This window comes from Micromonospora gifhornensis, from assembly GCF_016863515.1.
GTDB classification, from domain to species: domain Bacteria; phylum Actinomycetota; class Actinomycetes; order Mycobacteriales; family Micromonosporaceae; genus Micromonospora; species Micromonospora gifhornensis.
Genome location: NZ_BOPA01000008.1, coordinates 40280 through 64849 on the forward strand (window position 1 = coordinate 40280; position 24570 = coordinate 64849).

At 72.0% G+C, this 24570-nt stretch carries 21 protein-coding genes; 12 read left to right on the forward strand and 9 right to left on the reverse strand.

Annotated features, from left to right (window positions below):
* The first annotated feature begins 24 nt into the window (after positions 1-24).
* The 5 genes from Vgi01_RS04105 to ahcY all read left to right on the forward strand — a co-directional run bounded on the left by Vgi01_RS04105 (position 25) and on the right by ahcY (position 5345).
* Complete coding sequence (locus Vgi01_RS04105; RefSeq protein WP_013731721.1) at positions 25-207, forward strand: Trm112 family protein; 183 nt, start codon at positions 25-27, stop codon at positions 205-207.
* On the forward strand, positions 204-1400 hold the full coding sequence (locus Vgi01_RS04110; protein WP_102658235.1) for an SIS domain-containing protein: 1197 nt from the start codon (positions 204-206) through the stop codon (positions 1398-1400). Before Vgi01_RS04105 ends, Vgi01_RS04110 begins: the two co-directional genes overlap by 4 nt.
* Before the next feature lie 16 nt (positions 1401-1416).
* Positions 1417-2370 carry a cation diffusion facilitator family transporter gene (locus Vgi01_RS04115; protein WP_102658234.1) on the forward strand — a complete coding sequence of 318 codons (954 nt, stop codon included), beginning with the start codon at positions 1417-1419 and terminating at the stop codon, positions 2368-2370.
* A 3-nt stretch (positions 2371-2373) separates the two neighbouring features.
* On the forward strand, positions 2374-3549 hold the full coding sequence (manA, locus tag Vgi01_RS04120) for a mannose-6-phosphate isomerase, class I (RefSeq protein ID WP_204290189.1): 1176 nt from the start codon (positions 2374-2376) through the stop codon (positions 3547-3549).
* A 296-nt stretch (positions 3550-3845) separates the two neighbouring features.
* The gene (ahcY, locus tag Vgi01_RS04125) at positions 3846-5345 is read left to right on the forward strand and encodes an adenosylhomocysteinase (RefSeq protein ID WP_204290190.1); all 1500 of its coding nucleotides are present in this window, start codon (positions 3846-3848) and stop codon (positions 5343-5345) included.
* Positions 5346-5414: 69 nt separating this feature from the next.
* Here ahcY and Vgi01_RS04130 read toward each other — a convergent pair whose 3' ends face one another.
* Positions 5415-5570: a hypothetical protein gene (locus tag Vgi01_RS04130; protein WP_199180203.1), complete on the reverse strand. Its 156-nt coding sequence runs from the start codon at positions 5568-5570 to the stop codon at positions 5415-5417.
* A 51-nt stretch (positions 5571-5621) separates the two neighbouring features.
* Entirely contained in the window at positions 5622-6683 is a 1062-nt protein-coding gene (locus tag Vgi01_RS04135; protein WP_204290191.1) for an RDD family protein, read from the reverse strand.
* Positions 6684-6728: 45 nt separating this feature from the next.
* Here Vgi01_RS04135 and Vgi01_RS04140 point away from each other — a divergent pair, with 45 nt between their 5' ends.
* Positions 6729-7682 carry a stage II sporulation protein M gene (locus tag Vgi01_RS04140; RefSeq protein ID WP_204290192.1) on the forward strand — a complete coding sequence of 318 codons (954 nt, stop codon included), beginning with the start codon at positions 6729-6731 and terminating at the stop codon, positions 7680-7682.
* A 25-nt stretch (positions 7683-7707) separates the two neighbouring features.
* On the opposite strand, the gene Vgi01_RS04145 is transcribed toward Vgi01_RS04140, so the two are convergent.
* Genes Vgi01_RS04145 through Vgi01_RS04165 form a run of 5 tightly spaced genes read right to left on the reverse strand, consistent with a single transcriptional unit; the run spans position 7708 to position 12839 of the window.
* Positions 7708-9018 (reverse strand): DUF58 domain-containing protein, encoded by a 1311-nt coding sequence (locus Vgi01_RS04145; RefSeq protein ID WP_204290193.1) that lies wholly within the window; start codon positions 9016-9018, stop codon positions 7708-7710.
* Positions 9015-10001 (reverse strand): AAA family ATPase, encoded by a 987-nt coding sequence (locus tag Vgi01_RS04150; RefSeq protein ID WP_199180200.1) that lies wholly within the window; start codon positions 9999-10001, stop codon positions 9015-9017. Before Vgi01_RS04150 ends, Vgi01_RS04145 begins: the two co-directional genes overlap by 4 nt.
* On the reverse strand, positions 9998-11350 hold the full coding sequence (locus Vgi01_RS04155; RefSeq protein ID WP_199180199.1) for a DUF4350 domain-containing protein: 1353 nt from the start codon (positions 11348-11350) through the stop codon (positions 9998-10000). Before Vgi01_RS04155 ends, Vgi01_RS04150 begins: the two co-directional genes overlap by 4 nt.
* Positions 11347-11997 (reverse strand): DUF4129 domain-containing protein, encoded by a 651-nt coding sequence (locus Vgi01_RS04160; RefSeq protein ID WP_204290194.1) that lies wholly within the window; start codon positions 11995-11997, stop codon positions 11347-11349. Before Vgi01_RS04160 ends, Vgi01_RS04155 begins: the two co-directional genes overlap by 4 nt.
* Positions 11994-12839, reverse strand: a complete 846-nt coding sequence (locus Vgi01_RS04165; protein WP_204290195.1) for a hypothetical protein — start codon at positions 12837-12839, stop codon at positions 11994-11996. The genes Vgi01_RS04160 and Vgi01_RS04165 overlap by 4 nt, the downstream gene beginning before the upstream one ends.
* Before the next feature lie 214 nt (positions 12840-13053).
* Here Vgi01_RS04165 and mtrA point away from each other — a divergent pair, with 214 nt between their 5' ends.
* The 5 genes from mtrA (at position 13054) to hpf (ending at position 18889) form a co-directional block, all read left to right on the forward strand.
* Positions 13054-13743, forward strand: coding sequence for an MtrAB system response regulator MtrA (gene mtrA, locus Vgi01_RS04170; RefSeq protein WP_013731734.1), 690 nt, complete (start codon positions 13054-13056; stop codon positions 13741-13743).
* 13 nt (positions 13744-13756) lie between these two features.
* A complete protein-coding gene (gene mtrB / locus Vgi01_RS04175) occupies positions 13757-15514 on the forward strand; it encodes an MtrAB system histidine kinase MtrB (RefSeq protein ID WP_204290196.1) in 1758 nt (585 codons plus the stop codon).
* Positions 15511-17304, forward strand: coding sequence for an LpqB family beta-propeller domain-containing protein (locus tag Vgi01_RS04180; RefSeq protein WP_204290197.1), 1794 nt, complete (start codon positions 15511-15513; stop codon positions 17302-17304). The genes mtrB and Vgi01_RS04180 overlap by 4 nt, the downstream gene beginning before the upstream one ends.
* Positions 17305-17311: 7 nt before the next feature.
* Positions 17312-18010: a ComF family protein gene (locus tag Vgi01_RS04185; protein WP_204290198.1), complete on the forward strand. Its 699-nt coding sequence runs from the start codon at positions 17312-17314 to the stop codon at positions 18008-18010.
* A 249-nt stretch (positions 18011-18259) separates the two neighbouring features.
* Positions 18260-18889 (forward strand): ribosome hibernation-promoting factor, HPF/YfiA family, encoded by a 630-nt coding sequence (gene hpf, locus Vgi01_RS04190; RefSeq protein ID WP_102658224.1) that lies wholly within the window; start codon positions 18260-18262, stop codon positions 18887-18889.
* Positions 18890-18946: 57 nt separating this feature from the next.
* Here hpf and Vgi01_RS04195 read toward each other — a convergent pair whose 3' ends face one another.
* A complete protein-coding gene (locus tag Vgi01_RS04195; protein WP_204290199.1) occupies positions 18947-20056 on the reverse strand; it encodes a GNAT family N-acetyltransferase in 1110 nt (369 codons plus the stop codon).
* Positions 20053-21267 (reverse strand): GNAT family N-acetyltransferase, encoded by a 1215-nt coding sequence (locus Vgi01_RS04200; protein ID WP_204290200.1) that lies wholly within the window; start codon positions 21265-21267, stop codon positions 20053-20055. The genes Vgi01_RS04195 and Vgi01_RS04200 overlap by 4 nt, the downstream gene beginning before the upstream one ends.
* A 171-nt stretch (positions 21268-21438) precedes the next feature.
* On the opposite strand from Vgi01_RS04200, the gene secA reads away from it, so the two are divergent.
* Entirely contained in the window at positions 21439-24369 is a 2931-nt protein-coding gene (gene secA / locus Vgi01_RS04205; protein ID WP_204290201.1) for a preprotein translocase subunit SecA, read from the forward strand.
* The last annotated feature ends 201 nt before the right edge of the window (positions 24370-24570 follow it).

The following is a 24570-nucleotide window of genomic DNA, read 5'->3' on the forward strand; positions in this document are numbered from 1 at the left end:
CGCATACGTGGAAGGAGCCGCGCCGTGGCCCTCGACCCGCAGTTGCTGGAAATCCTCGCCTGCCCGGACACCCACCATGCCCCGCTCGACTACGACGCGCAGGCACAGACGCTGACCTGCACCGAGTGCGGCCGGATCTTCGAGGTCCGGGACGACGTCCCGGTGCTGCTGCTGGACGAGGCACGCGGCCCTGCGGAGCGGTCGTGATCGACGGGACGGCCGGGGTCAGCGGCCACCGCCACGCCGACGACCGACTGCTCGACGACCCGAAGGCGTTGGCCGAGCGGGATCCGGGTGGCATGCTGCGGCACACCGCCTCGGCCGGCGCGCAGGTGCGCGAGTCCGCCGCGCTGGCCGCCGAGGCGAACCTGTCGATGCTCGCCGACGACGGCCGTCCCCGCGCGGTCGTGATCGCCGGCATCGGCACCGCCGGGCGTACCGGTGACGTGCTGGCCACGGTCGCCGGGCCGCGCTGCCCGGTGCCGGTCATTGCGCACCGCAGCGCGGGCGTGCCGGGCTGGGTCGGTGCCGCCGACGTGGTGATCGCGGTCAGCGCCTCCGGTCGCAGCCCGGAGGCGCTCGGTGCCGCCGAGGCGGCGCACCGGCGCGGTGCCCGGCTGGTGGCCGTCGGCCCGGCCGACTCCCAGTTGCAGTCACTTGCCGAGCGGGCCCGTGCCCCGTTCATCCCGGTGCCCCGCCGGGCACCGGCGCGGGCCAGCCTCTGGGGCCTCACCGTGCCGGTGCTGCTCGCCGCCCGGGCGCTCGGTCTGGTGAAGGTCAACGAGGCGGACCTCGCCGAGACGGCGGCCCGGCTGGACGCCGACGCCGACCGCTGTCGGCCCACCGCGGAGTCCTTCGTCAACCCGGCGAAGTCGCTCGCCCTCGGCCTGGCCGGCTCCATCCCGATCGTGTGGGGTTCGTCCCCGCTCGCCTCGGTCGCGGCTCGCCGGTTCGGTGACACCCTGTCGGCCAACGCCCGCTACCCGGTGGTCACCGGGGCGCTCGGCGAGGCGGGCCGGGGTCGGGTCGGTCTGCTCGACGGCGTCTTCGGCGGCCTCGCCGAGGGCGAGCGGGACATCTTCGCCGACCCGGAGGAGTCGACGCCCGACGGCACCCGGCTGCGGCTGGTGCTGCTGCGCGACGGTGGCCTGAACGCCGAGGACGACGCCGACGAGCCTCTCGCGGTGGAGGAGCGGCGCGCCGACGCGGTGCAGACGCTCGCCGAGCGGCGGGGCGTACGGTGCGATGTGGTGACCGCCGAGGGCGGTTCGGCGCTGGAACGGCTGGCCTCCCTGGTGGCGGTGCCGGACTTCGCCTCGATCTATCTGGCCCTGGCACACGGCCTGGATCCGATGGCGGTGCCGGCGATCACGGAGATGAAGGAGCTGGCCAACCAGTGACCGGAACAGCGGCGGCATGAGCGCCGGGGGCGGCACCAGGGCGATCGTCGCGGCGTTGCTGGCCAATCTCGGCATCGCGGTGACGAAGTTCGTGGCGTACCTGCTGACGATGTCGTCGTCGATGCTGGCGGAGTCGATCCACTCGGTCGCCGACACCGGAAACCAGGCACTGCTGCTGGTCGGTGGCAAGCGGGCCCGGCGGGCACCCACCGCGCAGCATCCCTTCGGCTACGGCCGGGAGCGTTACGTCTACGCGTTCATCGTCGCCATCGTGCTGTTCAGCCTGGGCGGGGTCTTCGCGCTCTACGAGGCGTGGCACAAGTGGTCGGATCCACACGGGATCACCAGCTGGCAATGGGTGCCGGTGGCGGTGCTGCTGGTGGCGATCGGGTTGGAGTCGTTCTCGTTCCGTACCGCGATCAAGGAGTCCAACCTGGTCCGGGGCCGGCAGTCCTGGGCCAGGTTCATCCGCCGGTCCAAGGCGCCGGAGTTGCCGGTGGTGCTGCTGGAGGACTTCGGCGCCCTGGTCGGTCTGCTCTTCGCGCTGTTCGGCGTGGGGATGACCCTGGCCACCGGCGACGGCCGGTGGGACGCGGCGGGCACCGCGATGATCGGCCTGCTGCTTGTCACGATCGCGATCGTGCTCGCCCTGGAGACCAAGAGCCTGCTGCTCGGGGAGGGCGCCGAGCCGGCCGAGATCGCCGCCATCGAGCAGGCGGTCACCGGCGGGCCGGAGGTCGAGCGGATCATCCACATGAAGACGCTCTACCTCGGCCCGGAGGAGTTGATGGTGGCCGCGAAGATCGCGGTGGCGCGCTGGGAGACCGCCGAGGAGTTGGCGCGCGGCATCGACGCGGTGGAGGCCCGGATCCGTGCGGCGGTGCCGACCGCCAAGGTGATCTATCTGGAGCCGGACATCTACCGGGGAGAGGCCGGGCCGGCGGAGGCGTCCGGTCGATCGGGGAGCTGACCGGTGGAACTGCTGTACGGGCCGATCAAGGACTACGCGTGGGGTTCCCGCTGCGCCATCGCCGAGTTGCAGGGGCGTCCGGTGCCCAGCGAGGGCCCGGAGGCTGAACTGTGGTTGGGCGCTCATCCGGGTGCGCCGGCCAGCGTCGACCGGGACGGTGGCCGGGTCGCCCTGACCGAGGTGCTCGCCGCCGATCCGGCCGGCTGGCTCGGCCGGCGGGTCGTCGACCGGTTCGGCGCGCGACTGCCGTTCCTGCTGAAGGTGCTGGCCGCTGCGGCTCCGCTGAGCTTGCAGGCCCATCCGGACGCCGAGCAGGCCCGAGCGGGGTACGCCGCCGACGATGCCCGGTGCGACGGGCACCGCAACTACGTCGACCCGTTCCACAAGCCGGAGTTGCTTGTGGCGCTCGGGCCGATGGAGGCGCTCTGCGGTTTCCGGGATCCGGCGGTCTCGGCCGAGGTGTTGGCGGGGCTCGGCGTACCGGAGTTGGGGCCGGTGCTCGACGCGCTCGATGCCGGTGCGGCCGGGTTGGCCGAGGCCGTACGCCTGCTGCTGACCTGGCCGACGGCGGACCGTGCCGGGCTGGTGGCGGCGGTGCGCAAGGCGTCGGTGCGCAGGGCGGCGGTGGCCGGGCCGGACGCGGAACTGGTCGAGTTGCTGGCCGAGGCGTACCCGGCCGATCCGGGGGTGGTGGTGGCGTTGCTGCTCAACCGGGTGCGGTTGGCGCCGGGCGAGGCCATCTGGATGCCCGCCGGAAATCTGCACGCCTACCTGCGCGGTACGGGTGTGGAGGTGATGGCGGCCAGCGACAACGTCCTGCGTGGCGGGCTCACTCGCAAGCGCGTGGACGTGGCCGAACTGCTCCGGGTGCTTCGTTTCGAGGTGCTCGACCAGCCGGTGGTGGCGCCCCGACCGGTTGCGGACGGGGTGGTGACCTGGCCGGTTCCGGTGACGGATTTCGCACTGCACCGGGTGACGGTGGGTCGACAGCCCGAGGTCACCTTGACGGTGCCGGGGCCGTGGCTGGTGTTGTGCACGTCCGGGCAGGTGGACGTCGCCGACATGGTCGCCCCGGTGACGCTCGGGACGGGGCAGGCCGCGGTGGGGTCCGCCGCCGGCGGGTCACTCACGGTCAGCGGTGCGGGTGAGGTGTACGTCGCGTCGCCGGGGCACTGCTGAGTCGTCCGGGTTGTCGGAGCGAGGCCGACCTGGCAACACGCGAGTCCGACTTTTCCGGAATAGCTTGACTCGGCACATGCGGAGTGTGACTCTATGAGTGCGCAGCGTTATCGCGACGAAGGTCCGAGAACGCGCGGGGGAACCAAACCGGGGGGATGCGCGGGGCGGCTGGAGATGGGCGGTGAAACGTCCGTCACTGGTCGCCCCGTGCGCTGTTTGCCCTCACGCCAGCCGTGATCGGGTGGGCGCGCGTAAAGTGAGAGGTTGCGCAGCACAATCGTCCGACAGGAGCTTTTATGACCAGCACCCTCCCGGCGTCCGCCAGCGGCACGTCGCCGAATGCCCGGCCGCGCACTCTCGCCGAAGGCGACTTCCGGGTGGCGGATCTGTCACTCGCCGAGTTCGGGCGCAAGGAGATCCGCCTCGCGGAGCACGAGATGCCCGGCCTGATGGCGATCCGCCGCGAGTTCGCCGAGGCGCAGCCTCTCGCGGGGGCGCGGATCACCGGTTCGCTGCACATGACGATTCAGACCGCCGTCCTGATCGAGACCCTGGTCGCGCTTGGCGCCGAGGTCCGCTGGGCCTCCTGCAACATCTTCTCCACCCAGGACCACGCCGCCGCCGCGATCGTCGTCGGCCCGGACGGCACCCCCGACGCCCCCACCGGCGTGCCGGTGTACGCCTGGAAGGGCGAGACGCTGGAGGAGTACTGGTGGTGCACCGAGCAGGTGCTCGACTGGCCTGACGGGCAGGGCCCGAACATGATCCTCGACGACGGTGGCGACGCGACCCTGCTCGTCCACAAGGGAGTCGAGTTCGAGAAGGCCGGTGTCGTACCGCCGGTCGAGTCCGCCGACTCCGAGGAGTACGCGGTCATCCTCGGCGTACTGCACCGCTCGCTGGCCTCCGACGGCCAGCGGTGGACCCGGATCGCCGCCAACATCAAGGGCGTCACCGAGGAGACCACCACCGGCGTGCACCGGCTCTACGAGATGCACCGCGCCGGCACCCTGCTCTTCCCGGCGATCAACGTCAACGACTCGGTCACCAAGAGCAAGTTCGACAACAAGTACGGTTGCCGTCACTCGCTCATCGACGGCATCAACCGGGCCACCGACGTGCTGATCGGCGGCAAGATGGCGGTCGTGCTCGGCTACGGCGACGTGGGCAAGGGCTGCGCCGAGTCGCTGCGTGGCCAGGGCGCCCGGGTCGTGGTGACCGAGGTCGACCCGATCTGCGCCCTCCAGGCGGCGATGGACGGCTACCAGGTCGCCACCCTCGACGACGTGGTCGAGATCGCGGATATCTTCATCACCGCGACCGGCTGCTTCGACGTGATCACCAATGAGCACATGGCCCGGATGAAGCACCAGGCCATCGTCGGCAACATCGGTCACTTCGACAACGAGATCGACATGGCCGGTCTGGCCAAGCGCTCGGACGTCACCCGGGAGAACATCAAGCCGCAGGTCGACCTCTGGAAGTTCGACGACGGCCACGCGATCATCGTGCTCTCCGAGGGACGTCTGCTGAACCTGGGCAACGCCACCGGTCACCCGAGCTTCGTGATGTCGAACTCGTTCGCGAACCAGACGATCGCCCAGATCGAGCTGTTCACCAAGACCGAGGAGTACCCGATCGGCGTCTACGTGCTGCCCAAGCACCTGGACGAGAAGGTCGCCCGGCTGCACCTGGCCGCCCTCGGTGCCAAGCTCTCCACGCTTACCAAGGAGCAGGCCGCGTACCTCGGCGTCGCCGTCGAGGGCCCGTTCAAGCCGGATCACTACCGCTACTGATCACCTCGTCGAACCGGGTCGACCCTTCCTCGGGTCGGCCCGGTTCGGCATGTCAGGCCGGGCTGCGGGTCAACGCGGGTTGCTGCGGCGGCCGGGGCGGATCCAGGTCCAGACGCACCAGATCAGCCAACCCACCGACACCAGCGCGGCCAGGGTGCGTAGCCGCAGCGCGCTGAGCAGCAGCACCACCGCGAGTACCGCCAGCCACGGCCCGAAACCTCTCACCACTGCCTCCCCGGTGTCCGCTCGACACCGGCCACCGGCATCGCTCGCGTCTCAGTGTCCGCCCGTCCCGTCGGCCCCGCTGCGGCGGGCCGGCACCGACGGGCGTACGCCGACCGGACCGCTCGGCGCGGCCTGCCCCGAGTGGACGGTTCTCGGGCTCGGCACCGGACCTGGGGCCGAGATCGGCGCAGGGTCGGGCAGCGTCGGCTCGGCGGACCGGAGGAGCGGTGTCGGCTCGGCTGGCCGCAGGAGCGGCGTCGAGCCCAGTTGCGGCCACAGCGCGGCGGCCAGCCCGCGTTCACCGGCGAGCCGTTGGCGGGCCCGGCGGTGCCGCTCGCCCAGGACGGCGGCCAGGTAGACCGCCTCCGGCAGCCCCGGTGGGGGCGGCGGACCGGTCGTCGCGGCCACCTCCCGCCACAACTGCCGGGCCAGGTCGCTGCGGGCCGGCTCGGCGAACTGGTGGGACCGGGTCAGATACTGCCGGGTGGTCAGCGCCAGGCTCGGGTCCAGCCGGCTCAGATCGAGCGTGTACGCCCAGGAGGTCAGCACCGGCAGCGGGGCCGGCACCGGACGCCAGCTGACCGCGGTACGGGTGTGCACGACAAGCGTGCCCGCCACCAGGTCACCGAGGCGTCGACCCCGAGCGTCGGTGAGCATCACCGTCGCACCGGCGACCCAGGACAGCAGCGGCAGCACCAGACCCGGCCACTCGACGGCGACCCCGACCAGCGCCCGGGTCAGCGACTGGCGCAGCCCCACCGGGCCACCGTCGTGGCTCACCACCCGCAGCCCGACCGCGGCCTTGCCCGGCGTGCGCCCTTCGTTGAGCCGTTCGAAACACACCGGGTAACCGATCAGCAGCAGGACCACCCCGACGGTGAGCAGCGCCTGTTCCAGGGCCGCGTCGAACACGCCGTACGGCAGGGCGGCCAGCGCCAGCGTGGCGATCACGATGAGCAGCAGGCCGAACACCAGCTGAAGCAGTACGTCGATCAGCAGCGCGAGCACCCGGGAACCGATTCGGGCGGCCCGTACGTCCAGCCGTACGGCCTCTCCGCTGACCAGACCGGCGTCACCGGCGGCCGGGGCGGTCCACCGCGCTGCTGTGCTCACCTACGACAGTGAACACTATGATCGCGCGGACGGGGGTGGCTGGCGGTGGATCTCGACGCGTACGTCGCGGAGCATGGCGGGGAGTGGCGTCGGCTGAGCCAGCTCTGTGACCGGCGGCGGCTCGACGCCGCCGAGGTCGACGAGCTGGTGGCGCTATACCAGCGGGTCACCACCCACCTGTCGGTGCTGCGCAGCCGCTCTCCCGATCCGGCGCTGCTGGGCGAGTTGTCCCAGGTGGTGCTCCGGGCCCGAGCCCGGCTCACCGGCCGACCCCGGCCGTCCTGGGCGGCGGTACGCCGGTTCCTGCTGGCCGGGTTTCCCGGGGCGGTCTGGCGGGCGGCACCGTGGTGGTGCGCGGTGGCCACCGTCTTCACCCTGCTCACCTTCACGCTCATCGGGTTCGTCGCGGACAACCCGGAGACGGCCGCAGCCTTCATCGGTGACGAGGAGGCGGCGCACCTGGTCGAATCCGGATTCGCCGGCTACTACACGGAGTTCTCCGCGCCGACGTTCGCCTTCCACCTCTGGACGCACAATGCCTGGTTGGCGGCGAAGTGCCTGGCCGCGGGAGTGCTCATCGTCCCCGTCGGCTACCTGCTCTGGCAGAACGTGCTGAACATCGGCGTGGTCGGTGGGGTGATGATCTCCTACGGCCGGGCGGACGTCTTCTTCGGCCTGATCACCCCGCACGGGTTGCTGGAGCTGACCGGGGTCTTCGTCGCCGCCGGGGTGGGGCTGCGTACCGGCTGGGCCTGGATCTCACCACCGGAGCAGCTGACCCGGGGGCAGGCGGTGGCTCGGGCGGGCCGCGACGCCATCCTGGTCGCCCTCGGCCTGGTCGGGGTGTTCGCGGTCGCCGCGGTGATCGAGGCGTTCGTGACCCCCGCACCCGTGCCGACGGCCGTACGCGTCGCCGTCGGTGCCGCCGCGTGGCTCGGCTTCCTGGCCTACGTCGTGCTGCTCGGCTCCCGGGCCAGAGCCGACATCGACGATCGGTGACGACGGGGGCCGCCAGGAGGGCGGCTCAGAGCCGGCCGGTGGCCTTGAGGCGCAGGTAGGTGTCGGCCAGGGCCGGAGCCAGCCGGGGGGCGGGCACGTCCACCACAGCGACGTCGTAACGGGCCAGCGCCGCCGTCAGCCGGTCACGTTCGGCGAGCGTACGCCAGGCAGCGGCGGCGTTGTAGGCGTCCCGCGGATGGCGGGGCGGTGTGCTGGTGAGGGCGGTCAGCACCGGATCCTGGGCCGCCGCCACCAGCACCCGGTGCCGGGCGGCGAGCCGGGGCAGCACCGGCAGCAGTCCCGACCCGAGCGCCCCGGGCTCCAGCGAGGTGAGCAGCACCACCAGACTGCGCGGCCGGTGGCGGCGCAGCAGCTCGCCCGCGATCAGCTGGAAGTCGGTCTCGACAAGCGCCGGTTGCAGGGGGGCCAGCGCATGTGCCAGCCGGGGCCACTGGGCCGGTCGTTCGGCACCGCCGATCGAGGCGCGCGACACGGCATCGGCGGCCAGCACGTCCACCCGGTCACCGGCCCGCGCGGCCAGGGCGGTGAGCAGCAGGGCCGCGTCGATCGAGGCGTCCAGCCGGGGCTCGTCGCCGAGCAGCACGGCGGAGGTACGGCCGGTGTCCAGCACGCACACCAGCCGCCGGTCCCGTTCCGGCCGCCAGGTGCGTACCAGCACCTCGGCCCGGCGGGCGCTGGCCCGCCAGTCGATGGACCGTACGTCGTCGCCGGGCACGTACTCGTGCAGGGTGTCGAACTCGGTGCCCGCCCCGCGTCCCTGGCCGACCTGCGTGCCGTCGATCACCCGCAGCCGGGACAGCTTCTCGGGTAGATGTCGGCGGGAGTCGAAGCGGGGCAGCACCCGCAGCGTCCACGGTGGGGTGGGCGGACGTCCGGTGCGCTGCCGGAACGCCAACCCGAGCGGCCCGAGCGAGCGGACCGTCAGCGCCACCGCCGGCCGGTCACCGCGGCGGGTCGGGGTGAGCCGGCTGGGCAGGGCCGCCACGTCACCGGCGGGCACGTGCACGACGCGGTCGGGTGGTACGTCCGGCTGTGCCCCGGCCGACGGCACCCAGGCATCGCGGATCTGGGCGTGCAGCGTCCGGCCGGAGGCGTTGTGCAGCTGCACCGTGACGGTGGCGGTCTCACCGAGCCGGACGGAACGGTCACCGTCGCGCTCGGCGGTGAGCCCGCGCAGCGGTGCGGCCAGCCCGAAGTCCAGGGCGCACAACAGCAGGACCACGCCGGTCATCACCGCCACCCCGACGAAGGGCGCCGGCCAGGCGGGCAGGGTCAGCGCACCGACCGCGAGCAGTGCCGCCGCCCGCCACGTCATCGTGGTGCGGGCACGGTGGCGAGCACCGAGTCCAGTACGGCGTCCATCCCGACCCCCTCCAGTTCGGCCTCCGGGCGCAGCCGCAGCCGGTGCCGCAGGGTGGGCCGGGCCATCGCCTTCACGTCGTCGGGCACCACGTGGTCGCGCCCGGCCAGCCAGGCCCACGCCTTGGCGGTGCCGAGCAGCGCGGTCGCCCCACGTGGCGAGGCGCCCAGTTCGAGCGCGGGCGTGGCGCGGGTGGCCCGGCACAGGTCGACGACGTAGCCGAACAGCGGTTCGGCGACGTGCACCCGGCCGACCGCCGCGCGGGCCACGGCGAGGTCGGTCGCGTCGGCCACCGGGCGTACGCCGGCGGCGGCCAGGTCCCGGGGGTCGAAGCCGGCGTGGTGGGCGCGCAGGACGCCCAACTCCTCCTCACGGCCGGGTAGCGGCACGGTGAGCTTGAGCAGGAACCGGTCCAGCTGCGCCTCGGGCAGCGGGTAGGTGCCCTCGTACTCCACCGGGTTCTGGGTCGCGGCGACGATGAAGGGGTCGGGCAGCGGATGCTGCGTGCCCTCGATGGTGACCTGCCGTTCCTCCATCACCTCCAGCAGGGCGGACTGGGTCTTCGGCGGCGTGCGGTTGATCTCGTCGGCGAGCAGCAGGTTGGTGAAGACGGGTCCTTCCCGGAAGGTGAAGGCCGCCGTGCGGGCGTCGAAGATCATCGAGCCGGTCACGTCGCCCGGCATCAGGTCGGGGGTGAACTGCACCCGTCGCGTCGACAGGTCCAGCGCCGCGCCGAGGGTGCGTACCAGGAGCGTCTTGGCCACCCCGGGGACGCCCTCCAGCAACACGTGACCACGGCAGAGCAGGGCGATGATCAGCCCGGTGACCACCCCGTCCTGCCCGACGACCGCCTTGGCCACCTCGGTACGCAGTCGGTGCAGCGCGGCCCGGCTGGGGTCGGCGGCCAGCGGGTCGCTGAGCGTGGCGGGTCGGGTCACCGGGGATCTCCTTCGGATCGGGGCAGCGGCGGCCGAACTGGGGACGGTCGTGGGTCGCGGGCGGTGCGATCCAGGTCCTTCGCCAGTTCCAGCAGTTCCTGGTCGGTGTCCGGGGCGTCGCCGTGGAGCAGGTCACGAACGGTGTCCGGGTGTTCGCCGGTCTCGGCGGCCACGACGGCGGCCACGTCGGGGGTGTCGGCCGGCAGATGCAGTCGCCGCCCCAGCCGGTCCTTCGCGGCGGCGCGGAGCACCTCGGCGGCGCTCTGGTGAGCCTTCGCCTGATGGTAGAGACGAGCCCGGCCGAAGACCGTCTCCGCGGCCGGGACGGTCACCGGCAGCGGTTCGGGCGTGGGCGGGCCGAAGCGGCGGGCCCGGGCGACGGCGATCAGCAGTGCAGCCAGTACGAGCTGCGCCAGCAGCGCCCAGAACCAGGGGGGAAAGGCCGACCAGAGCGGGTTGCTGGTCTGCTCCCGGCCCGGTCCGCCGGAGCCGGAGGCGTTACCGCCCGGTGGTGCGGCAGGCGTGGTCTCGGTGCTGTCGCCGGCACCCGGATCACCCTGGTCGTCGTCGGGTTCGTCGTAGGGTCCGCCGTCCGGCTCGGACGGGGGTGTGGTCCGGACGGTGCTGGGTGTGGGTGGTGGCGGTGCCGGTCCGTCGAGGTCGAGCCAGAGCACCCGGCCGGTGGTGGCGAGCAGAGCGGTGGCGAAGAGTTCGTTGTCCCACTCGCCGATGCGACCGTTGCGGAACGGGTCACTTGCGCCCACCACCACGTTCTCGGCCGCGCCGGGAAGCCGGGCCAGCCCGGCGGAGTAGCAGAGGTCCACCGAGCCGGGCGGGCCGGTGGGGGCGTACCGCTGCCGGGCGACGGCGGCTGTCGCGCCGGTGACCTCGGGCAGTGCGCAGGGCCCGGTGAGGTGTGGGGCGACGGCCCGGGCCGCCCACCGTCGACCTGCCGGTCGCAGTGGCATCCCGGCGGCGTCCAGCACCCGCCGGGGAGGGTCGACGAGCACCAGGCGGGTGTGGCCGGGCAGCAGGTTCAGGTCGTCGACTGTCTGCGGATGCAGCAGTTGCGGGGCCGGTACGAACAGGGTGGCCGGGCCGGACCTCGCCGCCCGCAGCGCCGCGAGGGTGTCGGTCTCCCGCCGTACCTGCACGCCACGTTCGGCCAGGCCGGCCGCCAACCGGCTGCCGCCGTCGTCCCCGGTCGACAGCGGTGACAGGAATCCCGCGTCGGTCTGGTTCGGCTGGTCGATCGCGTGGGTGACCAGGGTCGTGATGACCACCAGGGCGCTCAGCAACACCGGAATCAGGATGCGGTGCCGCCGGCGGCGTACCCTCGGCGCGCTCATCGGGCGTACTCCCCGGAACCGTCGCCCCCGCCGCTGCCGGCTGGTACCGCGCCGTCGCTGCTGTCGGCGGGCCGGTCGGTGAGCAGCCGGTGCAGCGTGGCGGCGTGGTCGCGTACCTGCTTGTCGTGGTCGGCGGTGCCGGGACGCTGGGCGTACCAGACGCGGGCGAAGGTGGCCGCTGCGGCGGCCACCGGCGGCCCGGCCGGTGGGTGGCGGGTGGCGGCTGCCTCGACGATCTCGGTGACCGTCGTGCCGGGGCGTACCGACACCAGGCCACGGTCGGACAGTTCCCGGACCATGCCGCGCAGCCGCTCCCGGATCGCCTCGTCGTAGCGTCCTTCGGCGGCCAGCCGGTCGGCAAGCGAGACATGGTGCGCCGGTGGTCCGGTCGGCTGCGGCGACTCAGGGTCGACGGCAGCGTCGGTGTCGACCCGGCGCGGCCGGGGTGCCCGAGGGGGACGTCGGCGCCGACGCAGTCGGGGGAACCGGCGCGGTCGGGGAAAGCGGCGCGGCACCCAGGCGGGGTAGGTGTACCAGCCGGCGGCGGCCGGCACGGTGGCGAGCACCAGCAGCAACGCGACAAGGGGCAGCGGTACGTGATCACCGAGTGCGGCCGTGGTCTCGGTCCACCAGCGGGTGAAGCTCATCCGCCCACCGCCAACAGGGTGCTCTGCGGCGCGTCGACGGGTGCCCGGGAGAGGTGGATGTCCAGCCCCTCGGTGCGGATCCGGGTCTCCACGTGCAGGACCGCGTCCAGGCAGGCCAGCCCGGCGTAGCCGACCATGTTGACGGCCGTCCACAGCAGCATGGCCACGGCGACTGCCCAGCCCGTCGCGATCAGGTTCAGGCCGGACAACCCGGTGAACAGGCCCCAGGCGAGACCGACCCGCAGCAGCCACCAGACGAGGTAGCCGAGCAGCCGCAGACCGGCGGCACGGCCGCCGACCCGCAGCGCGAGGGTGACGGAACGGGCCGGCGCACGCAGCGGCCTGAGCCGGTCCAGGGCCAGTGCCGGGGCCACCCCGCCGAGCAGTGCGAATCCGAGGAACCAGGTCGGGCCGGGCAGGGACGCCAGCAGCATCGTGACGCCGACGACCGGGCAGAGCAGCAGGGTGGCGCCCCAGCGGGCATCCCGGGGGCGGAGCAGGTCCCGAACGCTGGCCGGGCGGCCGACCAGGGCGCTGCCGGCGGCCCTGGCGGCCGGGTTGCCGAGCAGCGTGATGATCATGGCTTCGGTAGCTGCGCCGATGGCGAGCAGGACCAGGAAGGGGCCCAGGCTGCCCATCGACAGGGTCCACCACAGTGGTGGCTCGACGCCGACGGCGGACCGCAGGGGCAGCAGGAGGAGTTGTTCGACGAGAGCGAGCGCTCCGGCCAGGGGAAGCAGTGCTCCCAGGTGCCCACGCAGCAGCAGTACTGCGGAGTCGAGCAGTTCACCGACGGTGAGCGGCCGGTTGGGGAGTACGGCGATCGAGCCGGCGTGGGGCACGCGCACTCCTGTCGAAGGCGGGGGCGGTGGCGCGCGGGGACGCAGCCAGGGATCATGTTGACACGCGCGAGTCGGACAGGTGGAGCCCCGGCCGGTGGGGCGGCTCGTGTGAGCGGTGTACCGGCGGGTGCTGGGCACGGCGTGGGTCCCGGCAGTAGCGTGCCGGGATGACGCCCGAACCCCCTGAACTGAACGGGATGGAAACATTAACCCCATGAGAGCCCGGGTACTGGTGGTCGACGACGACCCTGCGCTCGCCGAGATGCTCGGCATCGTCCTGCGTAGTGAGGGGTTCATGCCCTCGTTCGTGGCGGACGGGGAACGCGCGCTGGCTGCGTTCCGCGACAATCGTCCCGATATCGTCCTGCTTGACCTCATGTTGCCCGGAATGAGCGGCATCGACGTCGCGCGGGCGATCCGAGCCGAGTCCGGCGTGCCAATCGTGATGCTGACCGCCAAGAGCGACACCGTCGACGTGGTGCTCGGCCTGGAGTCCGGGGCCGACGACTACGTGGTGAAGCCGTTCAAGCCCAAGGAACTGGTGGCCCGGATGCGGGCCCGGTTGCGCCGGGGCGAGGACGCCGCGCCGGAGTTGCTCACCATCGGCCCGCCCGGCAACCAGATCGCCATCGACGTGCCGGCACACACCGTCAGTCGCAACGGCGAGGAGGTGAAGCTGACCCCGCTGGAGTTCGATCTGCTTGTCGCGCTGGCCCGCAAGCCGCGCCAGGTCTTCACCCGGGAGGTCCTGCTGGAGCAGGTCTGGGGCTACCGGCACGCGGCCGACACCCGGCTGGTGAACGTGCACGTGCAGCGCCTGCGGGCCAAGATCGAGCCGGATCCGGAGCGACCTGAAATCATCCTCACCGTGCGGGGCGTGGGCTACAAGGCGGGTACCGGATAGCCTGGGTCGCACTGTGACCGCCTCCCCGATTCCGGACCCTGACACCACGTCCCGCCGTCCCGGCGCGGGGCGGGAGTTGTGGCGTCGGCTCAGCGGTCGGGCCGCCCGCGTGTTCGCCGGCCTGCACCACACCTGGCGACGCTCGCTTCAGGTGCGGGTGGTCACTATCACACTCGTGGTGTCGAGCCTGCTGGTGGGCGGTTTCGCCTACCTGATCGCCGGCAAGATCACCAGCATTCTGCTGGACAACGCCAAGACCGACGTACGGCTTCGGCTGACCAGCGGAGCGGAGTACGCGGCCAAGCAGTTCAGCCTCTACAGCCAGCCGCAGGAGGCCCAGCTCCAGGAGACCATCGACGGCACGGTCAACTATCTGGCCGGCGGTGACCCGCAGCAGACCAGCGGCGTGGTGGTGGCGCTGACCGCGGACGGCGTCGGTGGCATGATCCTGCCGCGCAGTTCGCCCGCGGTGGACTTCCGGCCGTTGATCAGCCCCGAGCTGCGGGCGGCGGTGGCCGGCGGCAACGTGGCCAACCAGATCCAGACCGGCCGGCTCACCGGCGAACGGGACACCAAGTACCTGGTCTACGGCTCGCCGGTACCGACCCGCTTCGGTCAGGTGGAGCTCTACTACTTCGTACCGCTGACGTTGCAGGATTCGACGGCCAGCCAGGCGCGGGCCACGGTGCTCGCCACCGGCCTCGCCCTGGTGCTGCTGCTCGGCCTGCTCGCGGCGCTGGTGACCCGGCTGGTGGTGACGCCGGTACGGGTGGCGGCCCGCACCGCCCAGCGGCTCTCCGCCGGGCTGCTCGACCAGCGGATGGCGGTCAACGGCGAGGACGACCTGGCCCTGCTCGCCGCCTCCTTCAACCAGATGGCCACCAACCTGCAACGGCAGATCCTGCGTCTGGAGGAGATGTCGCGACTGCAGCGGCGGTTCACCTCGGACGTCTCGCACGAACTGCGTACCCCGTTGACCACGGTACGGATGGCCGCCGATCTGATCTTCGCCGAGCGTGACGGGTTCGAGCCGTCGGTGGCGCGCAGCGCCGAGCTGCTGCAAGCCGAGCTGGACCGCTTCGAGGAGTTGCTGACGGACCTGCTGGAGATCAGCCGGTTCGACGCGGGTTTCGCGGTCCTCGACGCCGAGCCGACCGACCTGGTACCGGTGGTGCACCGGGTGGTGGACCGCCTCTCCGGCCTGGCCGAACGCGTCGGCGTGGAGATCGAACTGGACGTGCCGGCGGCCCCGGTGATCGCCGAGATCGACCCGCGCCGGGTCGAGCGGGTGCTGCGCAACCTGGTAGGCAACGCCGTGGAGCACGGCGAGGGGCGGCCGGTGCGGATCACCCTGGGGATGGACGACACCGCCGTCGCGGTCACCGTCCGCGATCATGGCGTCGGGCTCAAGCCCGGCGAGGAGAAGTTGGTCTTCAACCGGTTCTGGCGCGCCGATCCGTCCCGGGCCCGGCAGACCGGCGGCACCGGGCTGGGCTTGTCGATCAGCCTGGAGGACGCCCGGCTGCACGGTGGCTGGCTGGAGGCATGGGGCGCGCCGGGGCAGGGCGCACAGTTCCGGCTCACCCTGCCGGCGCGGGCCGGTGACCGGCTGATCACCTCGCCGCTGCGGCTGGTGCCGGCGGACGCGACCGTGTCGTTCGGCGCGACGTCGACCGAGAGCATGCTGGCCATCGGCCCGGGACCGGACGGGGCACTCACGGTGGGGCCGGCGAATCCGGTCCCCGAGCAGCGCGCGGAGGTGGCTTCGTGAGGCGACGACTGCTCAGCGGCGCGCTCGGCGTGACGCTGGTGCTGGCCGGCGCGGTCGGTTGCGGCATCCCCGACCGGTCGGAGGTACAGACCGAGCAGCGGGGGCCCGCGGCGGAGGCCAGTTGGTCGCTGGGCCGGGGCAGCGAACCGCCGGCCCGGGAAGCCAGCGGAAGCGACGCCGAGGCCTTCGTCCGCAACTTCCTGGCCGCCGCGGCCGGTGAGCCGGACCGGGCGTACGACCGGGTCAAGCAGTACATCGCGGTGGCGGAGCGCGGCGGCCTGCAGGTGAAGCAGGGCAGCGAGGTGGCGCTGTCGGTGGTACGCCTCACCGACGACCCGGTGATCGAGCCGGACGTCGACAGCATGAAGGTCACCATCAGCGTGCAGCAGGTCGGCCTGCTGCGGGCCAACGGCATGCTGGTGCCGCCGCTGGCCACCGAGACGACGTACGAGTTCCGCCTGATCAACGCCGGTCCGGCGGGCCAGGACGACGCCGGGTTCTACGTCAGCGGCCCACCGAACGTGTTGCTGCTCAGCGACGAGGCGCTGCGCCTGTACTACCAGGCCGAATCCATCTACTTCTGGAACTCCGAACGGACCCGGCTGGTGCCCGACCAGCGGTACCTCTCCTCGGCGGTGCCCGCCGAGCGTCGGGTGAGCGAGGTGGTCCGTTGGCTGACCGCAGGCCCGTCGGACTGGCTGCGGGTAGGGGTCTCCGGGCTGCCCGACCGCACCGAGATGATCAACAATGCCACCGGCTCGGACGGCCGGTGGGAGGTCAACCTCGACATGCCGGGCGCCGACGACGTCCGGTTGGAGCAGTTCGCCACCCAGCTGGCCTGGTCGCTGCTGGAGCTGGACGGCATCCTCGAGATCAAGATCCTGAACCAGTCCCGGAAGCTTGTCGACCTGGGTGAACAGCGGGCGTCGAACCAGCTGTACCAGCTCGACGACAGCAGCGCCCGACGGTTCTGCGTCTACGAGGGCGCGATCCACGCGCTCGCTGTCGCCAACGAGTCGATCGGCCGGGTTCCGGTGGCGGCCGAGGCGAACCACGACGTGCTCTCCGCCGGGCTGCGCCGCGCCGGCAGCGACGTGTTGGCCGCCCTGGTGGTGAGCGACGGTGCCGGGCAGCGGCTGCGGGTCGGCCGGGGCCGGGACGTGGTGGAGAGCTTCATGACGGGGCCGGCGCACACCGTGATCGGTCGGCCGGTCTGGCTGCGTACCGACAGCGATCAGCCGGCGGGTCTGGTGGTCGCCGACGGCGAGCTGTACCGCTTCGACGACCGGGGAGCCATGCGCCCGGTGCAGCTCGGCCTGCCCGGCCGGGTCGACGCGGTGGCGGCCTCGCTGGACGGGCACCGGATCGCCCTGATCGTCGGCGGTGCGCTGCACGTGGCCGCGATCAGTTGGGAGGGCGGGGTGCCGACCATCGGCCCGGCCCGACGCCTGGCGACCTCACTGAACCGCCTGACCGCGGTCGACTGGTGGGCCGAGAGCCGCATGCTGGTGGCCGGGGCCGCCGGTCGACCCGCGATCTACGACGTCAGCGTCGACGGGGCGCTGGAGACCCGGCTGCGCGACGACGCCGGTGCCGAGGTCACCCACCTGGCCGCCCACCCCGCCACCCCGACCTCGCCGCTCGCCGCCACGTTCATGTACGAGGCCAACGGGGTGACCTACCGCAACAACCCGTTCGAGCGGATCGTGCGCGAACAGGTCCAGGAGGTCACGGCACCACCGACCGGGGTCCGCCCGGGCAACCCCACCGCCCCCGTCTTCCTCTACTGAGTCGACCGTGCTGCGCGGGCTGTGGGCGGATCTGGCCGACCTGGCCCTGCCCACCGAATGCGCCGGCTGCCGGCAGCGCCGGCCCGGGCTGCGGCACGGCGTCTGCCCGGACTGCGTGACCGCGCTGCAGGCGCTGCGCCCCGGCGAGGTCCGACCGGTACCGGCCCCGGTGGGGTTACCGCCCTGTCACGCGCTCGGCAGCTACGGCGGGCCGTTGCGGGAAACCCTGCTGGCGTACAAGGAACATGGCCGACACGGTCTGGCCCGGCCGCTGGGCGTGCTGCTCGCCGAGGTCGTGGCCGAAGCGGTCGGCTCGGCCCGACCGCTGGTGCTGGTGCCCGTTCCGGACACCCCGGCGGCGGCCCGGGCCCGCTTCGGCGACCATCTCGGCCGGCTCGCCCGGCACTGCGCCCGTCGGCTCGCCGCGGCAGGCTGGCCGGTACGCGTGGACCGGCTGGTACGCGCGCTGCCCCGGCCCGACTCGGTCACCCTGGACAGCGCCGGCCGGGCGGCGACGGCCCTGGCCGCCTTCCGGGTACGGCCGGACGCCGGCCCGGTGCCACCCGGCGCGACAGTGGTCCTGCTGGACGACATCGTCACCACCGGGTCGACACTTGCCGCGATCAGTCAATTGCTGGCCGTACAAGGAATGTCGCCGTCGGTGGCGGCTGTGCTGGCCGCCACCGAAAAAAGGCACCAACGGTGACGGATTGTGTTTCCGATTCACTCCTTCGTGTGTGATCTCTGCAAAATTCCGGCCGTTGTCGAGGACTGGGGATGACGACCGGGCAAACAAGAGTTAGCGTTTGCTTGTCGAGGGTAGGAGGTCAGCCACCCACCCCCGGCGGTGAGAGGAGGCGTAGCCGTATTGACCGGTCGACGCCGAGCGGGGCCCCTCCCCGGACGCGCGACCGGAGTTTTTCGGAGCAAAGACCGTCCGAAGAAGGAGGTCACGGTGGACATCGTGGTCAAGGGCCGTAACGTCGAAGTGCCGGATCATTACCGGGTGCACGTAGCAGAAAAACTGGCGAAGATCGAACGTTACGACCACAAGCTGATTCGTGCCGAGGTGGAGCTTTTCCACGAGCGCAATCCGCGCCAGGCCGACCACTGCCAGCGAGTGGAAATCACCTGCTTCTCCCGGGGCCCGGTGATCCGGGCCGAGGCCTGCACGAGCGACTTCTACAGCGCCCTGGACGCCGCGATCGCCAAGCTCGACGCCCGACTCCGCCGCGCCGCCGACCGGCGTCGGGTGCACCGCGGCCGGCACGCGCCGCTGTCGGTCGCCGCCGCCACCGCCGGCCTGCCGGTAACCGACCTCCCCTCCGCCGCCCTGGGCGCACCGGCCGGCGCCGCCACCGCGGTCGCCGAGCGTGCCGAGGAGGACGAGTACGACGACCAGCCGTGGCACATCGCCCGGGAGAAGGTGCACCCGGCCGAGCCGATGACCGTCGACGACGCGTTGTTCCAGATGGAACTCGTCGGCCACGACTTCTACCTGTTCCAGGACAAGGAATCGGGTCGTCCGAGCGTGGTCTACCGACGGCACGCCTACGACTACGGCATCATCTCGCTGGACATCTGACCGGCGTCGGTGCGGGCCGGGGCGGCAGCGCCCCGGCCCGCACCGCTGCGTCTGCGGTCAGTCCCGCAGTTCGCGGGGCAGCAGCCCGTACACGGTCGAGTCGCCGCGGCTGCCCTCCGCGCCGGGCAGCCGGGCGCTCAGCAGCCCCTCGTAGCGGAAGCCGGCCCGTTCCAGCACCCGCCGGGAGGCCTGGTTCTCCGGGAGGGTGCCGGCCCACAGCCGGGCCAGACCGACCTGCTCGAAGCCCCACCGGGCGAGCAGCCGCACCGTGCGGGTCGCGTAGCCGCGTCCCCGCCACTGCGGGAACAGGCTGTAGCCGAGCATCGCCTGCCCGCCGGGCTGGTCGGGCAGCAACATGCAGGTTCCGGCCACCGACCCCGAGGCCGCGTCGAGGATGGTCATCGACGCGACCGTGCCGACCAGCCACTGGTGCGCCGCACCGACGCCGCGCCGGACGAGCTCCTCGCGGGCCGGCGGACCCGGTGGCACCCGGCTGGCCACCACGGCCGGGTCGGTGTTCAGGCGGTACATCTCGTCGGTGTCCTCGGGTTCGAGCCGCCGCAGCACGATCACGCCGTCGGTGAGTCGCCCGCCGGGCAGGTCGGGCAGCAGGCGGGGGTACGGCCCGGGCGGATCGTCGGCCAGTCGTACCCAGACGGCCAGGTCCCGTCGGCCGCCATCGCGCGCCCGGCCACCACCTCGACGTATCCCCTCGGATCGGAAGCCGGCGGCCAGCGCGACCCGCTGACTTGCCACGTTCTCGACCTGGGCGAGCAGTTCCAGCCGGTCGATGCCGCCGGTGAAGGCGCGCTCGGCCAGTGCCCGGGTGGCCGCCGTGGCCACCCCGCGTCCCCGCGCGTCCGGATGCACCCAGTAGCCGATCTCGGCCTGCCGTCGCTGCGGCATCGCGTGGCTCAGCCCGATGGTGCCGAGCAACCGGTCGGTGGCCGGATCGGCCACGGCGTACGCGGCCCCACCGGCGGCGAACGCCGCGGGAGCAGCCTCGGTGATCCACCACCGGGCGTCGGCCTCGGTGTACGGGCTGGGCAGGCCGTCGAGGAAGCGCTGGGTCAGCGGGTCGGCGCAGCCGACGACGACATCGGCCTCGTCGTCCGGACGGAACGGCCGCAGGCGTACGCCGTGGGCTTCGATCGTCTCGGGGGTCACACCGTCACCTGGCCCGGTGCCGGCCGGCCGTCGGTGCCTGCGCCGGTCTGTGCCGCGCTGCTCGGCGGGGCCAGGTCCTCGGCCAGCAGCGCGCCGACCCAGGCGTCGACCCGGGTGCCGCGGTGGTTAAGCGCAGCCCGGGCGGTGCCCTCCATGGTGAAGCCGACCTTCTCGGCGACCCGGCGGGAGGCGACGTTGCCGACGTTGGCCCACCACTCGATGCGGGCCAGCCCGAGCGTGGCGAAGCCCCAGGTGGTGAGCGCCGCCAGAGCTGCCGTCTGGTAGCCCCGACCCCGGGCGTGCGGCGCGGTCATGAAGCCGACGGTCGCCAGCAGCGGGTCGCCGGAGGACAGCCGCAGGTCGATCGAGCCGGCGTAGCGGTCCTGCTCGTCGGCGATCACGAAGCTGGCCGCGGTGCCGTCGGCCCAGCAGTCCTCGCAGTGGGCCAGGAAGGACACGGCTGCCGACCGGTCGTAGGCCTCCGGGACGGTGGTCCACCGCAGGGTGTCCGGATCCTGGCAGGTGATCACCACCGCGTCGAGGTCGCGTTCCTCCAGCCGACGCAGGCGCAGCTCGCATCGCGATGTGCTGGCGAAGACTGTGGGCTGGGCCCGGCCGAAGACGGCGGCCCGGCGAGCCTCCAGGGAGCCCGGGCCGGCCGGACCGACCTCGCCGGGCGCCGGCACATCACCGGGCAGCAGCGAGCCGAACCACTCGTAGCTGCCGTGCGCCGGGTCGGCGGCGCGCAGCCGACCCTCGATCCGGAAGCCGCTGCGCAGGGCGACCAGCCGGGCGGCGTGGTTGCCCGCACAGGACGTCCAGAGCAGCCGGCGCAGGCCCAGTTCCGCGAAGGACCACCGGGCGAGGGCGCGGACGGCGCGTACCGCCACACCCTGACCGCGCGCCCACGGGGCGGTCCAGTAGCCGATCTCGCTCAACTGCCGGCTCTGGTCGATTCGTTGCAGATCAACGGCGCCGAGGAGTCGACCGGTGGCGGCGTCACAGACCGCGAAGGCGGCTGCCGTGCCCTCCGCCCACTGGCGCGTACGGCAGGCGATGAACCGTTGCGCGTCCTGCTGCCGGTAGGGTCGGGGGAAGTCGATCCAGCGCTGGATCTCCGGATCCTGGCACGCGCGATGCAGGTCGTCGGCGTCGGTCGGCCGCCACGGCCGGAGCGTCAGTCCGGCCTCGGTGATCTCCACGGGCTCCATTCGACCCATCGTGCCGGATCGTTCGCCCACGGCGTAACGGGTAAACCGGGCGCGTAGCCTGGAGCGTCGGACGTTATGTCGGTTTCGCGATGGCCGAGGGTCGCCACCAGTGACCATTGGCCCGATGAAACGCCTACGATGGTTCGAGACTGTCTAGGGGAGCGTTGATCCGTGTCGATTCTGGAAAAGGTCCTTCGCGCGGGCGAGGGGCGAATGGTGCGCCGGCTGAAGGCCATCGCCGCCGCCGTCAACTCGATCGAGGACGACTACGTCAACCTCACCGACGAAGAGCTGAGCGGCATGACCGAGCAGTTCAGGGAACGGCTCGCCGAAGGCGAGACCCTGGACGACCTGTTGCCCGAGGCGTTCGCGGTCTGCCGGGAGGCAGCGGCGCGGGTGCTCGGTCAGCGACCGTACGACGTCCAGGTGATGGGCGGCGCGGCGCTGCACTTCGGCAACATCGCCGAGATGAAGACCGGTGAGGGTAAGACGCTGACCTCGGTCATGCCGGTCTACCTCAACGCGCTGTCCGGCAAGGGCGTGCACGTGGTCACCGTCAACGACTACCTGGCCCAGCGTGACGCGGCCTGGATGGGCCGGGTACACCAGTTCCTCGGCCTGACCGTCGGTGTGGTGCTGCCCAACCGGCCCGCCTCCGAGCACCGCGCGGCGTACGAGTGCGACATCACCTACGGCACCAACAACGAGTTCGGCTTCGACTACCTGCGCGACAACATGGCCTGGTCGAAGGAGGAGCTGGTCCAGCGCGGCCACAACTTCGCCGTGGTCGACGAGGTCGACTCCATCCTGATCGACGAGGCCCGGACCCCGCTGATCATCTCCGGTCCGGCCGAGCACTCCGCCCGCTGGTACGGCGAGTTCGCCGCCGTGGTGGCCCGCCTTCAGCCCGGCAAGGACGGCGAGGGCGACTACGAGGTCGACTACGCCAAGCGCACCATCGCGGTCACCGAGCGCGGCGTGGCCAAGGTCGAGGACCGCCTCGGCATCGACAACCTCTACGAGTCGGTGAACACTCCGCTGGTCGGCTACCTGAACAACGCCATCAAGGCCAAGGAGCTCTACAAGCGCGACAAGGACTACATCGTCAGCGACGGCGAGGTCCTGATCGTCGACGAGTTCACCGGCCGCATCCTGCACGGTCGCCGCTACAACGAGGGCATGCACCAGGCGATCGAGGCCAAGGAGGGGGTGGAGATCAAGCAGGAGAACCAGACCCTGGCCACCATCACCCTCCAGAACTACTTCCGCCTCTACGACAAGCTCTCCGGCATGACCGGTACGGCCCAGACCGAGGCGGGCGAGTTCAACAAGGTCTACAAGGTCGGCGTGGTGACCATCCCGACCCACCGGCCGATGGTCCGGCAGGACAAGGCCGACGTCATCTACAAGACCGAGAAGGCCAAGTTCAACGCGGTCATCGAGGACATCGCCGAGCGCCACCAGGCCGGGCAGCCCGTGCTGGTCGGCACCGTCTCGGTGGAGAACTCCGAGATCCTCTCCCAGCTGCTGCGCCGCCGGGGCATCCCGCACTCCGTGCTGAACGCGAAGTTCCACGCCCGCGAGGCGGAGATCGTCGCCCAGGCCGGTCGCAAGGGCGCGGTCACGGTCGCCACCAACATGGCCGGTCGAGGCACCGACATCCTGCTCGGCGGCAACGCCGAGTTCCTCGCCGCCAGCGAGCTGCGCCAGCGCGGCCTCGACCCGGTGGAGAACGCCGAAGAGTACGACAAGGCGATGGAGGAGGTCCTGCCGAAGTGGAAGCAGGCCTGCGAAGCCGAGGCCGACGAGGTGGCCGCCGCCGGTGGGCTCTACGTGCTGGGCACCGAGCGGCACGAGTCCCGGCGCATCGACAACCAGCTGCGTGGTCGGTCCGGCCGGCAGGGTGACCCGGGCGAGTCGCGCTTCTACCTGTCGCTTCAGGACGAGCTGATGAAGCGGTTCCGCTCCGGTGCGGTCGAGGCGGTCATGGAGCGCTTCAACATCCCGGAGGACGTGCCCATCGAGTCGAAGATGGTCACCCGCCAGATCAAGAGCGCGCAGGCCCAGATCGAGGGCCAGAACGCCGAGATCCGCAAGAACGTCCTCAAGTACGACGAGGTCATGAACCAGCAGCGCCAGGTGATCTACGCCGAGCGGCTGCGCGTACTCAACGGCGAGGACCTCTCCGAGCAGGTCCGCAACATGATCGACGACGTGATCGAGGCGTACGTCCAGGGCGCCACGTCGGAGAACTACGCCGAGGAGTGGGATCTCGAGCAGCTCTGGGCCAGCCTCAAGCAGCTCTACCCGGTGGGCATCACCATCGAGGAGATGGAGGAGGAGGCCGGCGGCTCCCGGGCCGGCATCGACGCCGACTTCCTCATCTCCCGACTGCGGGCGGACGCGCACGCCGCGTACGACCGTCGTGAGGAGCAGCTCGGTGCCGAGGGCACCCGGCAGCTGGAGCGGATGGTGCTGCTCCAGGTCATCGACCGCAAGTGGCGTGAACACCTCTACGAGATGGACTACCTCCAGGAGGGCATCACGCTGCGGGCGTACGCCCAGCGTGACCCGGTGGTGGAATACCAGCGCGAGGGCTTCGCCATGTTCGCCACCATGATGGAAGGCATCAAGGAGGAGACGGTCGGCTTCCTCTACAACCTCGAGGTGCAGGTCAACGAGCCGGAGCCCGAGGAAGAGGAAATCCAGCTGCTGGACAAGCCGGTGGAGATCCGGGCCAAGGGCCTCGGCCGTGCACCGCAGCAGCAGGGCCTTCAGTACTCCGCCCCCACCATCGACGGTGAGGCCGGCGCCGGTGCGGTCGCCGTGCAGCGCGACGACCAGCGCGCCCCGGCGCTCGGCATCGGTGGCCCGGAGCCCGACGCGCCGGCAGCCCCCGGCCGCACCGCCCCGGCCGCGCCGCAGCGGCAGGCCAATGCCCTGCGCGGCGCCGGGGTGGCGTCCAGCACGGCCCGCCAGACGGCGGCCAACGGGCAGGCCGCGGCCAGCAACGGCCCGTCCCGCAACGCACCGTGCCCCTGCGGCTCCGGGCGTAAGTACAAGCGCTGCCACGGTGCCCCCGGTGGCACCTCGGCCAGCTGACCGAACACACTCGAAGCCCCGGACACCGCTGACGCGGTGTCCGGGGCTTCGCATTTCCCCCTGCCCTACATCGCCCTTTCCACGCTTGCTCGATGTGGGATCGAGTGGTCTCGGTGCGGCAGGTGACCACTCGATCCAGGATCGAGTGCGATTTGAAGATGCTGTGGGTGATGTTGAGGGTGGCCGGGGCGGGATGGGGGG